This window comes from Thioclava sp. NG1, from assembly GCF_003122275.1.
GTDB lineage: Bacteria > Pseudomonadota > Alphaproteobacteria > Rhodobacterales > Rhodobacteraceae > Thioclava > Thioclava nitratireducens.
Map to the genome: position 1 here is coordinate 18,645 of NZ_QFBB01000008.1, position 12,287 is coordinate 30,931.

11 protein-coding genes are annotated in these 12,287 nt (G+C 64.0%); 2 read left to right on the forward strand and 9 right to left on the reverse strand.

Annotated elements, in window-relative coordinates; all coding sequences use genetic code 11:
* Nucleotides 1–23: 23 nt before the first annotated feature.
* Genes DEM26_RS15480 through DEM26_RS15505 form a run of 6 tightly spaced genes read right to left on the reverse strand, consistent with a single transcriptional unit; the run spans nucleotide 24 to nucleotide 4,509 of the window.
* Nucleotides 24–296 (reverse strand): HPr family phosphocarrier protein, encoded by a 273-nt coding sequence (locus tag DEM26_RS15480; RefSeq protein ID WP_075776868.1) that lies wholly within the window; start codon nucleotides 294–296, stop codon nucleotides 24–26.
* Entirely contained in the window at nucleotides 287–694 is a 408-nt protein-coding gene (locus tag DEM26_RS15485) for a PTS sugar transporter subunit IIA (protein WP_075776867.1), read from the reverse strand. The genes DEM26_RS15480 and DEM26_RS15485 overlap by 10 nt, the downstream gene beginning before the upstream one ends.
* On the reverse strand, nucleotides 691–1,620 hold the full coding sequence (gene rapZ, locus DEM26_RS15490; protein ID WP_109172788.1) for an RNase adapter RapZ: 930 nt from the start codon (nucleotides 1,618–1,620) through the stop codon (nucleotides 691–693). Before rapZ ends, DEM26_RS15485 begins: the two co-directional genes overlap by 4 nt.
* Entirely contained in the window at nucleotides 1,611–2,048 is a 438-nt protein-coding gene (locus DEM26_RS15495) for an HPr kinase/phosphorylase (RefSeq protein WP_088736073.1), read from the reverse strand. The genes rapZ and DEM26_RS15495 overlap by 10 nt, the downstream gene beginning before the upstream one ends.
* A complete protein-coding gene (locus tag DEM26_RS15500; RefSeq protein WP_088720498.1) occupies nucleotides 2,049–3,797 on the reverse strand; it encodes a sensor histidine kinase in 1,749 nt (582 codons plus the stop codon).
* Between the two features lie 10 nt (nucleotides 3,798–3,807).
* Nucleotides 3,808–4,509: a response regulator transcription factor gene (locus DEM26_RS15505; protein WP_075776864.1), complete on the reverse strand. Its 702-nt coding sequence runs from the start codon at nucleotides 4,507–4,509 to the stop codon at nucleotides 3,808–3,810.
* Between the two features lie 366 nt (nucleotides 4,510–4,875).
* Here DEM26_RS15505 and DEM26_RS15510 point away from each other — a divergent pair, with 366 nt between their 5' ends.
* Both DEM26_RS15510 and DEM26_RS15515 read left to right on the forward strand, forming a co-directional pair.
* A complete protein-coding gene (locus DEM26_RS15510) occupies nucleotides 4,876–6,474 on the forward strand; it encodes a phosphoenolpyruvate carboxykinase (protein WP_088725934.1) in 1,599 nt (532 codons plus the stop codon).
* 111 nt (nucleotides 6,475–6,585) lie between these two features.
* On the forward strand, nucleotides 6,586–8,184 hold the full coding sequence (locus DEM26_RS15515) for a phospholipase D-like domain-containing protein (protein ID WP_158275135.1): 1,599 nt from the start codon (nucleotides 6,586–6,588) through the stop codon (nucleotides 8,182–8,184).
* Nucleotides 8,185–8,188: 4 nt separating this feature from the next.
* On the opposite strand, the gene rnr is transcribed toward DEM26_RS15515, so the two are convergent.
* From rnr to dapE, 3 genes are all read right to left on the reverse strand, one after another.
* Nucleotides 8,189–10,495 (reverse strand): ribonuclease R, encoded by a 2,307-nt coding sequence (rnr, locus tag DEM26_RS15520; RefSeq protein ID WP_109172790.1) that lies wholly within the window; start codon nucleotides 10,493–10,495, stop codon nucleotides 8,189–8,191.
* A gap of 120 nt (nucleotides 10,496–10,615) precedes the next feature.
* Nucleotides 10,616–11,029, reverse strand: a complete 414-nt coding sequence (locus tag DEM26_RS15525) for a GNAT family N-acetyltransferase (RefSeq protein WP_369907857.1) — start codon at nucleotides 11,027–11,029, stop codon at nucleotides 10,616–10,618.
* Nucleotides 11,029–12,171, reverse strand: a complete 1,143-nt coding sequence (gene dapE, locus DEM26_RS15530; RefSeq protein WP_109172791.1) for a succinyl-diaminopimelate desuccinylase — start codon at nucleotides 12,169–12,171, stop codon at nucleotides 11,029–11,031. The genes DEM26_RS15525 and dapE overlap by 1 nt, the downstream gene beginning before the upstream one ends.
* Nucleotides 12,172–12,287 lie beyond the last annotated feature (116 nt).

The following is a 12,287-nucleotide window of genomic DNA, read 5'->3' on the forward strand; positions in this document are numbered from 1 at the left end:
CCCCTCGCTGGGTGCGGAGCGCGTCACATACCTTCGCCGAATTTGTCGGCCACCAATGCCTGAAGCGCATCGGCGAGCTTTTCGGCTTCGGCCCCGCTTGTCGTCACTTCAATAGTGGTTCCACGCGAAGCTGCCAACATCAAAAGCCCCATGATCGAGTCGCCCGAGACCGACTGGCCGTCCTTCGCCACCGTGGCGCGGGCGTCGTGATCCTCGACAACCTCGACGAAACGGGCGGAGGCGCGCGCATGCAGGCCTTTCTCGTTCACGATCTCCAATTCGCGGGTCACGGACATTTCACCACTCCCGCTTGGGCGTTGTAACTGTTGATATATTTGCGCCCGGCATCGAGCGCGGCCTCGACCGCGGCATGCACGGCGAGGCTGCGCGATTTCGCCAGTTTGATCAGAAGCGGCAGGTTCGCGCCGTAGATGATTTCGCGGTCGCGCGCCTCGCAGGCCATCAGCGACAAGTTGGAGGGCGAGCCGCCGAACATGTCGGTCACAACCACGACACCCGTGCCGTCATCGACCGCATCGGCGGCGGCGCGAATCTCCGCCTGCTTGCCCGCGCGGTCGTGATCATCCTCGATCGTGATGGCACGAATGCCGCGCTGCGGGCCCACGACATGCTCTATAGCGGCGAGATATTCGCGCGCCAGACCACCATGTGCCACGATCACGATACCGATCACGCGCCCGACCTCACCTTCGTTTCTTCGTTCTCGGCATGGCCGAGACGCTCCAATTCCCTATGACGTTTAGACACGCGCCACCCTGCTTCCGCAAGCGCTTTGGCGATGCTCTCGGTCATTGCGACCGAGCGGTGTTGCCCCCCGGTACACCCGAAGCCGACCGAGAGATAGGCCTTGCCCTCCGCGACATAGGCGGGGAGCAGGAACAGAAGCAGATCGAGAACGCGCTGGTGGAACTCGGCAAAGCGGGGATCGGCGGCGACATACTCCGCGACCGCCGCGTCGCGCCCGTCGCGCGCGCGCAACCCCGGTTCCCAATGGGGATTGGCGAGGAAGCGGCAATCGAACATCAGATCGAGCCCGCGCTGCACCCCGCGCTTATAGCTGAAGGAATTCACTGTGACCGAGAGCGGCTCGGTGCGGCCCGTGTCGAAGAAACGCCCGACCTCGGCGCGCAGATCATGCGGGCTCATCTCGGAGGTATCGATCAGGACATCGGCGCGCATCCGGATCGGCGAGAGAAGATCCATCTCCTGCGCGATACCGGCGCCGGGGTCTTCCTCGGGCGAAAGCGGATGACGGCGGCGGGTCTCCGAATAGCGCCGTTCGAGCACCTCGGGACGCGCGTCGAGATAGAGCAAGTCGAGATCCAGATCCGGACGTTTGGTCAGCATATCAACCAGTTCGATCAGCGTCGCAGCCGAGAAATCGCGCCCGCGCACATCGACGCCAAGCGCGACCGGGCCGGTCAGATGGCCCTTGAGAAGGCGCGGTACGAGATTCAGCGGCAGGTTGACGATCGGCTCGTAGCCCAGATCTTCCAGGGCGCCGATTGCGGTGGTGCGGCCCGCACCTGAGGGGCCGGTCACCAGCACGACGCGCTGGCCAGCCTGTGCCCATACCGGATCGGATCGGGTCACGCCCATCGGCCCCCTTTCAGCCATTGCAGGATTGCCACATCAAGATGACGATGCTGCACGCGCAGCACAAGGGGCAGACTGACCCCCAACATACTGTCTTTTCGACAGGTTGGGAGGCGCGCGGTCTCTTCCCGGTCGAGGTCGACGAGCAGGATGATGCGGGCATGCGACAGGGGATCGGCCCTCAGGATACCGACGCCGCGCGCCTCAATCCGGCCCGCGATCATCTCCGGCGCGCTGGCGATCAGCTCCCCGTTCTCGACCCGCAGGTCAACCCGGTCGTCGGCTACGAGCGACGCCCCCAGCGCCATCAACCGCAGCGCGAGGAGAGACTTGCCGCTGCCCGACGCGCCGCGAATAAGAACGCCGCGCTCGGGGTCGAGCGCGACGGCACTGGCATGGAGATTGGTCGAGAGGTCGTCCGACCCGGTCATTCAGCTTACCGGCAGGCCCACGACGAAACGCGCGCCCAGAGGATCGGAGGTCCGGTCGGCATCAGTCGGGCGGATATTCTCGGCCCAGATCACGCCGCCATGCGCTTCGACGATCTGCTTGGAGATCGCAAGGCCGAGGCCGGAATGGTCGCCGAACTGCCCCTCGGGACGCTCCGAGTAGAAGCGCTTGAACACTTTGGTGAGCGCCTCTTCGGGAATGCCCGGCCCGGTATCCTCGACCACGACCAGCACGCGGTTGTCGCGCTGGCGTGCCCAGACCCGCACCGCGTCCCCCTCTTCGCAGAACGAGGTCGCATTGGTGATCAGGTTCACGAAGACCTGGGCCAGACGCGCTTCCAGCCCCGAGATGATCACGGACTGCGACGGCAGATCGGTGATGAAGTCGACACCCTTCTCGCGCGCCTGCTGACCGAGGAACTCGCTGAGGTTCGACACCATCTTGATCAGGTCGAACTGCTCTTCCTCTTCCTTCACCAGCTCGGAATCGAGCCGCGACGCATTGGAGATGTCACTCACCAGACGATCCAGTCTGCGCACGTCGTGATCGATGACTTCGAGAAGACGCGTGCGCTGTTCGTCCTTCTTGACCATATGCAGCGAGGCCACGGCAGAGCGCAGGCTGGCCAGCGGATTCTTGATTTCATGGGCGACGTCGGCGGCGAATTGTTCGTTCGCGTCGATGCGTTCGTAAAGCGCGCCGACCATGCCGCGCATCGCGCCCGACAGCCGCCCGATCTCGTCGGGTCGGGCGGTGAGGTCGGGGATGCGCACCCGGGCGGGCGCCATCTTGCGCGCATTCTTGTCGCGCCCGATTTCGGCCGCCGCCGCGAGATCGGAGAGTGGATTTGCGATGGTTGAGGCCAGCACCAGCGACAGGCCGATCGAGACGATGATCGCGATCACGAACATCTGCAGCACCTGCTCGCGCTCGACGCGGACCAGCGCATCGATCTGCCCCGCGACCGAGATCAGGCCCACGACGCCAACGACGCGATCCCCCTGCCGGATCGGCGTGGCGACGGCGAATATTGTCGAGCCCGCCGCGTTCTTCTGCGACGAGATCTTCGTGCGCCCTTCCAGCGCGGAGGGCACCAGATCGCGCACCATATCGAGCGCGCTATCGGCTGCGGTGCCGCCGCCCCGCTCGAACAGGCCGGCGACCGAGTCCCAGATCTGGCCCAGAAAATCGCTGAGCACGGTCGAGCGTTTGTCGAAATTGAGCCCATCGACCTCTTCGACCGGCGCGCGGTCGCCCGTGGTCGTAGTGCCGAGCAATGCAGCACTTGGGTCGAACAGGTAGAGATCGGCGCCCTCGGGCAGCTCCATCCCGCGGATCGTCGCAAGCGGATCGAGCCCGTCGCCCGCCGCCAGATTGACCGGAGCACCCGCGGGCAGCTGCGCCTCGAACACGTCGGCAGCCAGTTGCGCCTCGTTCACGAGCCCGCTTTCGCGTTGCAGCACGAGGCTGTCGCGAAACGGATTGAGGTAAAGCACGCCTGTCACCAGCACGATCATCGCCAACAGGTTGAAGGTGATGATCTTGCGCGCCAGCGGCGAGCGGTTGAGCGAGAACATGGACCGCCGCGCCCGCCCCTTGCGCAGATCGTCATCGACGATATCGGCTGGGCCGACCCAATCCTCGCCGAGCACGACATCCGTTTCCGGCGCGCGACGGGCGAAGTTTGAGGAGCGCTTTCGAGCCAATCCGATCTTCCCGGCAATACTCATCGACGTGGGATCACTCTTCGTTATACCGGTACCCGATGCCGTAGAGTGTCTCGATCGCCGAGAAATCATCGTCGACGCTGCGCATCTTCTTGCGCAGGCGCTTGATGTGGCTGTCGATCGTGCGGTCGTCGACATAGACCTGATCGTCGTAGGCCACGTCCATAAGCTGATCGCGCGACTTCACGAAACCGGGCCGTTGGGCCAACGCCTGAAGCAGCAGGAATTCGGTCACGGTCAGCGTGACATCCTTGCCCTTCCAGGTCACCGCGTGGCGCAGCGGATCCATCTCGAGCGAGCCGCGCACCATCACCTTGGTGTCTTCGGTCGAGGCGACCTCGCCGGTCGAGATCGCTTCCTGCCGGCGCAGCAGCGCGCGGATGCGTTCGACCAGAAGACGCTGCGAGAACGGCTTCTTGACGTAGTCGTCCGCCCCCATGCGAAGACCAAGAACCTCGTCGATCTCATCGTCCTTGGAGGTCAGAAAGATCACCGGCATCGCGGTCTTCTGCCGGAGCCGCTGAAGCAGCTCCATGCCGTCCATCCGCGGCATCTTTATATCCAGAACCGCCATGTCGGGGAGGCGTTTGGTAAACGCGTCGAATGCAGCCTGTCCATCGTTATACGTTTCGACATCGTAACCTTCCGCCTCGAGCGTCATCGAGACCGAGGTCAGAATATTGCGGTCGTCATCGACCAGCGCGATTCTCGACATGTCGGAATACCCCTTCACTGCTACTTTATAGTTATTACGCACTTATTCCGCGTTTACGCACATATTCCGCGTTCACTGCCTTCAAATCAACAAAAAGCTGCGAATCACCAAGTTTTCGCGAATCAATAGAGCCAGAATTTCCCAACCTTTGACTAATTTGCCTCACCTTTCCGCGACATTTCGCCGTGATTGCGCTAAACCTCCGGATGGTTGCGCTAACTGCACCCTACCATTCTGTTCCATTGCAAAAATGTCATGCTATAGGCGATCCATCCGGGTAAGATTGTTGCTTGGATCGGCGCTTCGAGGCCCCGACGCGCCGGGAATAACCCTGTGAACGCCGCGCGACGGCATCGGGAGCATCAGATGGACATTGGACGCGTTAACCCCGCGAAACGACTGGAAGATCAAGGCATCGAAGGTCTCGGGAATGTCTATTACAACCTGCTGGAACCGGCGCTGATCCAAGAAGCGATCAAGCGCGACGAAGGCATACTCGGCAAGGGCGGCGCCTTCTACTGCACGACCGGCAAGCACACCGGCCGGTCGCCCAAAGACAAGTTCGTCGTGCGCACCACCTCCGTCGAGGACACCATCTGGTGGGAGAACAACGCCCCGATGGAGCCCGACGCCTTTGATCGCCTCCACGCCGACATGCTGGAGCACATGAAGGGCAAGGATTACTTCGTCGAGGACCTCTTCGGCGGCGCCGATCCGGAGCACCGTCTCGACGTGCGCCTGGTGGCCGAGCTTGCATGGCACGGACTGTTCCTGCGCACCATGCTGCGCCGCCCCGAGCGCGAGGAGCTCGACGCGTTCGATCCGGAGTGGACGATCATCAATTGCCCCAGCTTCAAGGCCGACCCCGCGAAGCACGGCTGCCGCTCGGAAACCGTGATCGCGCTGAACTTCGACAAGAAGACGATCCTGATCGGCAACACCGCCTACGCGGGCGAAAACAAGAAGGGCGTCTTCACCCTTCTCAACTACATTCTGCCCGGCGAAGGCGTCATGGCGATGCACTGCTCGGCCAACCACGCGATCGACGATCCCGACGACGCGGCGGTCTTCTTCGGCCTCTCGGGCACGGGCAAGACGACGCTCTCGGCCGACCCCTCACGCATCCTCGTGGGCGATGACGAACATGGCTGGTCCGACAACGGCATCTTCAACTTCGAGGGCGGTTGCTACGCCAAGACGATCAACCTCTCGAAAGAGGCGGAGCCGGAGATCTACGATACGTGCTCGATGTTCGGCACGGTCATCGAGAACATGGTCTTCGACGAGGAGACGCTGGAGCTGGACTTCAACGACAACTCGATCACCGACAACATGCGCTGCGCCTATCCGCTGCATTACATTCCGAACGCCTCGGATACCGCGATGGCGGGCCAGCCCAAGAACGTGATCATGCTGACCTGCGACGCGTTCGGTGTGCTGCCGCCGATCGCGCGACTGACCCCGGCGCAGGCAATGTATCATTTCCTGTCGGGCTTCACCTCGAAGACGCCGGGCACCGAGGTGGGCGTGGTCGAGCCGATCCCGACCTTCTCGACCTGCTTCGGCGCGCCGTTCATGCCGCGCCGCCCCGAGGTCTACGGCAAGCTGCTGCAGGAGAAGATCCGCGACGTTGGCGCATCCTGCTGGCTGGTCAATACCGGCTGGACCGGCGGCGCCTTCGGCACCGGCTCGCGGATGCCGATCCGGGCGACCCGTGCGCTTCTGAAAGCCGCGCTCGACGGCTCGCTCCACAACGTGCAGTTCCGCAAGGATCCCAACTTCGGCTTCGAGGTTCCGGTCTCGGTCCCGAACGTCTCGGACGTGCTCCTCGATCCGCGCCGCACCTGGGACGACAAGGCCGCCTATGACGCGCAGGCGCAGAAACTGGTCGAGATGTTCTCGGACAATTTCGCGCAATACGTGCCCTACATCGACGACGATGTGAAAGCCGCTGCGATCGGTTGATGCGCTGAACCGGGAACACGAAATATTTAAAGGGGCCGGCGATCACGCCGGCCTTTTTCATGCGCGAAGCCCACTTTCCTAAACCCTTGAACCGCCTACATGATGCCAGCCATGAAACTGGAACTGCTTCATATTCTGGGCTTCGCCCTGCTCGCTGGCCTCATCGCCCTGGCCGGCCTGACTCTGATCGTCGCGAGGCTGTCGCATCGGCGACCGAAAGGGCCCTTCCCCGAGTCGAAGATGCAGGTCGCCCCCGAAACCGGCCGCTTTGCCACCGCGCTGCAGGACCGGCTTGCGGGGCTCGAAACGAAAAACGCGGTCCAGCTGCTCGCCGATCCGCTCGATGCGCTTGCGGCCCGACTGGAACTCATCGAAGCGGCGGAGGTCTCTCTCGATCTGCAATATTACATCTGGCAGAACGATACTGCGGGCGCGATCATGCTCGGCGCGCTGCGCAGGGCGGCCGGACGCGGGGTCCATGTCCGGCTTCTAATCGACGACAACGGCACCGCCGGGATGGACCGTACGCTGGCCGCGCTCGACGAATTGCCCAATGTCGAGGTGCGCCTCTTCAACCCCTTCCCGATCCGGACCGCGCGGGTTCTCGGCTACCTGTCCGATTTTCGTCGTCTGAACCGCCGGATGCACAACAAGGCGATGATCGCGGATGGAAGGATGGCGATCCTCGGCGGGCGCAATATCGGCGACGACTACTTCAACAGCCTCTCCGAGAGCGGGCTCTACATGGATCTCGACGTCGCCGTCGCAGGGCCCGTTCTGGCGCAGATCGGAAAGCAGTTCGACCTTTACTGGAACGCCCCGCCCGCGATCCCGGCGGAGAAAATGCTGGGTAGCTGCAAGGCAGCGGAAGCCGAAGACATTATCAAGGATGAGGAGGTTCGTCTCTCCGAGCCAGAGGCGAAGCGCTATGCCGCGGACCTGCGGCATCCCGACCGGCTCTCTCGGCTGCTGTCGGGCAAGGCGCCGGTGATCTTCGCCGAGGCGCAGCTGATCTACGACCACCCGTCGAAGATTCACGGGCTTTTGCAGGGGCGCAAGCTGCTCTGGCAATATCTGGTGCGTGCCCTCGGCCAGCCGATGCAGGAACTGGTGCTGATCACGCCCTATCTCGTGCCGACGCGGACCGGCGTGCGCTATCTAAAGCGGATCGCGAAATCGGGGGCGAAGATCAAGGTGCTGACGAACTCCTATGCCGCGACCGATGTGGCGCTCGTGCATTCGGGCTATGCCCATCGACGCAAAGGGTTGTTGCGCGCCGGGATCGAGCTTTACGAATACGCCGCCGATGCCGAAGATCGCCGCCCGAACGAGCGTAACCGGCGCGAACGGCTGCTTGGCTCCGACATTCGCGGGACCTCGCCGTTTTCGCGCAACAAGCTTCACGCCAAGGTCTTCGCGGTGGATCGCGCGCGGGTTTTCATCGGCTCGTTCAATTTCGATCCGCGCTCGATGCGGTTGAATACCGAGTTGGGGATCGTGATCGCTGCACCCGAGATCGCGAGCGAGATCTCCGAGACGTTCAAGGAGTTCATCCCCACCCGCGCATGGCGGCTGCGCCTGACCCGTGCGCAGCAATTGCGCTGGTCGCGGCCCGGTCACGGCGTCCGCAAGCGCGAGCCGGGCGTGCCCTTCTCGCATCGCATCTTCCTGTGGGTGGCGCAGCGTCTGCCGATCGAGTGGATGCTCTAAGGCCTCAGCTCTTGCGCGTGCGTTTCACCTTGCGCGCGACAGCCTTCTTCTTGGCAGCGTCGCGGGCCGGTTTGCGCGGTCCCTTGCCGGGCCCTTTGCGCGGCGGGCGGGTGCCGGGACGACGTCCTTTGCGGCGCTTGCCGTCGCCCGAGGGCATCCCCTGCCCTTCGACTTCCAGCAGCTCCAGCATCAGCCCGCCGGTGATCGGCACGGCCTCCGACAGCCGCACCCGGACGCGCTGCCCGATCGTGATAACCATGCCGGTATCGGAGCCCACCAGCTCCTGCGCCTCGCGATCGAAATGGAAGAACTCGCGCCCGATCTCGCGGATCGGGATCAGCCCGTCCGCGCCGGTCTCGTCGAGCTTTACGAAAGCGCCGAATTTCTGCACGCCCGAAATGCGGCCGGTGAACTCGCTGCCCACGCGGTCCGACAGGTAAGCGGCCAGATAGCGGTCGGTCGTGTCGCGTTCGGCCACCATCGAACGGCGCTCGGTATCGGAAATCTGCTTCGCCGTGTCCTCGAGGTTCTCGATATCCCACGCGCTCAGCCCGTCCTTGCCCCAGCCATGGCCGAGGATCAGCGCGCGGTGCACGATCAGGTCGGAATAGCGCCGGATCGGCGAGGTGAAATGCGCGTAGGACCGCAGCGCGAGGCCGAAATGGCCATAATTCGTCGGCGCGTAATAGGCCTGTGTCATCGAGCGCAACGTCGAAATGTTGATCAACTCGTCGAACTCGGAGCCCTCGGACTGGCTCAGCAGGTTGTTCAGATGCGCGGTCTGCAGCACCTGCCCCTTCGCCAGCGTGAAGCCCGACGCCTGCGCCACTTCACGCAGGCTCTCGATCTTCTCGAGGCTGGGTTCTTCGTGGACACGATACAGCAGCGGACGGCGCAACTTCTCCAGTTCCTCGGCGGCGGCCACGTTGGCCAGCACCATGAACTCCTCGATCAGCTTATGCGCATCGAGCCGTTCCTTGAACCGGATCGAGGCGACATGGCCATCGTCTCCGATCACGATCTGCCGCTCGGGCAGGTCCAGTTCCAGCGGCTGACGGATCGCACGAGCATGCTTGAGCGCCTCGTAAGCCTCGTAGATCGGGTCGATGATCTCCTCGACCATATCCTCGGTCTTCTCGTCCGGGTTGCCGTCGCGCGCCGATTGCACCTGCCCGTATTCGAGCGAGCCGACCGAACGGATCATCCCGCGCGTGAAGCGATGCGAGACCTTCCGCCCCTGCGCGTCGATCTTCATCCGCACCGCCAATACCGCACGGTCCACATTCTCGTGCAGCGAGCACAGATCGCCTGACAGACGATCCGGCAGCATCGGCACGACGCGGTCGGGGAAATAGGTGGAGTTGCCGCGCTTGCGCGCCTCGCGGTCCAACTCGGAGCCCGGCGTGACGTAATGCGCCACATCGGCAATCGCCACCCAGATCAGGAAGCCGCCCTCGTTCTTCGGATCGTCATCGCGGATCACCAGCACCGCATCGTCGCGGTCGCGGGCATCCGCCGGGTCGATCGTGACGAAAGACAGCTTGCGCAGGTCTTCGCGCTCGCCCAGAGGCGCAGGCTCGGCGGCATCGGCCTCGGCCACGACCGCATCGGGAAAATCGTCGGGGATGCCATGCTGATGGATCGCGATGAGCGAGACCGCCTTCGGAGCGGAGGGATCGCCCAGCACCTCGATCACGCGCGCCTTGGGCAGGCCCATGCGGCCGCGCGGCCCGGTCTGTTCGGCCTCGACCAGCTCGCCATCCTTGGCGCCCTGCGTGACCGCCGCCGGCACCTGCCATTCGTTGCCGACCCCCTTGTCGATCGGCATGATCCGCCCGCCCTCGGCATTCTTGCGGAAGATGCCGACGATGCGATGCGATGCCTGGCCGATCTTGCGGATCAGCCGCGCCTCGTAGCCGTAATCCTCATCCTCGACCGGGGTCAGGCGACCAAGGATACGGTCGCCCTCGGCCAGCGTAGGATCGCCGTCCTTCGGAACGAAGAGAACCAAGGGCGCAGGCCCCTCGCCACCCCATTCCGCAGGTTCGGCCCATTGATCGCCCTGGCTATCCTCGCGCATTACCCGCAGTACCGACACCGGCGGCAGCACATTGGGGTCGCGGAAGTTGCGGCGGCGCTTCTCGATCAGGCCTTCGTCGGCCATGTCCTTGAGAATGCGCTTCAACTCGATCTTCGCCTGCCCCTTCACACCGAAAGCCCGCGCGATGTCGCGCTTGGCCCCTTGGTCGGGGTTGTCGTTCAGCCAGTCGAGGATCTGCTGGCGCGAGGGGATGGGGGCGGGTTTGCTCATGGGTTTGCCTAACATGGGGCGTGAGGGGCGTCACTCAAAGAGTGTGGCGCGAATGAGTGGTGTCGAGGGGCTCTGCCCCCGCGCTGACGCGCCCTCGGGATATTTTCGCCAAGAGGACGCTCAGAGCGGCTTTTCCATATCGCGATGCGGAATGCCCGCGTCGTCGTAATCCTCGCCATAAGGCACGAAGCCGAGCTTTTCATAGAACGGGATCGCGTAGCTCTGGGCCGAGAGATAGGCGCGGGTACAGCCCATCTCCTCGAACCGCGCGCAGGCGTCGCGCACCAGCGCCGCGCCAAGACCGGTGCCACGCGCGGATTTCGCGACGCAGATGCGACCGATCTTGCCGGTCTCACCCTTGCGGATCAGCCGCGCGGTGCCGAGCGGCGTGCCGTTGTCCGTGGCCAGCAGATGGATCGCCTGATCGTCGAGATCGTCCCATTCCTCGGGCTCCGGGATGCCCTGTTCTTCGATGAACACGGCCCGGCGCAGCGCGTGGCAGGGCGTGTAATCGGTGACCGGCTCGATCTTGATCATGCGAAATAGTCTTTCAATATGCGGGCATAGATGCGCGTGAGGGTTTCGATCTGATCGAGCGGGACACGTTCATCCACCTGATGCATCGTCGCGCCGACGAGGCCGAATTCCACGACCGGGCAGTGATCCTTCACGAAGCGCGCATCCGAGGTGCCGCCCGAGGTGGACAGCTCCGGCGCGCGGCCCGTTTCCGCCTCGACCGATTTCGCGACGAGGTCGACGAAAGGTCCGGGCGGCGTGACGAAGCTTTCGCCCGAGATGTCGGGGTTGAGCGCGATACGGATGCCGGTCTCGGCGGCGATCTCGGAGGCTATCGCCTCGGCCCAGGCGATCAGCCCCTCGCCGGTATGGGCGTCGTTGAAGCGGATATTCACGGTCGCGCGCGCCTTGGCCGGGATCACGTTATTGGCCGGGTTGCCGCAATCGATCGTGGTGATCTGCAGGCTCGACGGCTGGAAATGATCGGTGCCATGATCGAGCGGCTCTGCGGTCATCCGGCCCAGCAGATCGACCAGCGCATGCAGCGGGTTCTTCGCGCGATGCGGATAGGCGGCATGGCCCTGCACGCCCTCGGCCTCGATATAGAAGCTGAGCGAGCCACGCCGCCCGATCTTCATCATCTCGCCCATCTCATTGGGGCAGGTCGGCTCGCCCACGAGGCAGACCGACATCGCCTCGCCCTCGGCCTTCATCCAATCCAGAAGCGCCCGCGTGCCGTCGCGGCCCGGCCCTTCCTCGTCGCCGGTGATGGCGAGGATCACCGCGCCTTCGGGCGGCGTCTCGGTCACGAAATCCACCGCTGCGGCGGCGAAGGCAGCAACGGCGGTCTTCATGTCGGTCGCTCCGCGCCCCCACATCACGCCGTCAACGATCTCGGCGCCGAAGGGATCGTGCGTCCAGGCAGCCGCATCGCCCACCGGCACGACATCCGTGTGCCCGTTGAAGCCAAAACTTTTCGCCGCCCCCTTCGCGCCCCAGCGCGCGTAGAGGTTCGGCGTGCCGTTGCGATCGACGCGCGTGCAGGAAAAGCCCGCCCCGCTCAGCAGCTCTTCGAGCAAGACCAGCGCGCCGCCCTCCTCCGGGGTCACAGAGGGGCAGCGGATCAGATCGGCGCTCAGGCGGATGGGGTCGGTCGTCATGGGCACTCCTTTTCAGCGCTACAGGCTTAGAGTGCCGAAGCCCTAGGGGCAATGGCTGTTGCAGGCCCGCCACCGGGAGCATGTGACGCAGAGACAGGGACTACCCAATGGCAGGT

What these genes read in the sequence shown, in the direction of transcription:
- DEM26_RS15510 (WP_088725934.1), top strand. Translation starts at nt 4,876, where the DNA reads ATGGACATTGGACGCGTTAACCCCGCGAAACGACTGGAAGATCAAGGC.
- DEM26_RS15500 (WP_088720498.1), bottom strand. Translation starts at nt 3,797, where the DNA reads ATGAGTATTGCCGGGAAGATCGGATTGGCTCGAAAGCGCTCCTCAAAC.
- DEM26_RS15515 (WP_158275135.1), top strand. Translation starts at nt 6,586, where the DNA reads ATGAAACTGGAACTGCTTCATATTCTGGGCTTCGCCCTGCTCGCTGGC.
- DEM26_RS15480 (WP_075776868.1), bottom strand. Translation starts at nt 296, where the DNA reads ATGTCCGTGACCCGCGAATTGGAGATCGTGAACGAGAAAGGCCTGCAT.
- DEM26_RS15495 (WP_088736073.1), bottom strand. Translation starts at nt 2,048, where the DNA reads ATGACCGGGTCGGACGACCTCTCGACCAATCTCCATGCCAGTGCCGTC.
- DEM26_RS15505 (WP_075776864.1), bottom strand. Translation starts at nt 4,509, where the DNA reads ATGTCGAGAATCGCGCTGGTCGATGACGACCGCAATATTCTGACCTCG.
- rnr (WP_109172790.1), bottom strand. Translation starts at nt 10,495, where the DNA reads ATGAGCAAACCCGCCCCCATCCCCTCGCGCCAGCAGATCCTCGACTGG.
- dapE (WP_109172791.1), bottom strand. Translation starts at nt 12,171, where the DNA reads ATGACGACCGACCCCATCCGCCTGAGCGCCGATCTGATCCGCTGCCCC.
- rapZ (WP_109172788.1), bottom strand. Translation starts at nt 1,620, where the DNA reads ATGGGCGTGACCCGATCCGATCCGGTATGGGCACAGGCTGGCCAGCGC.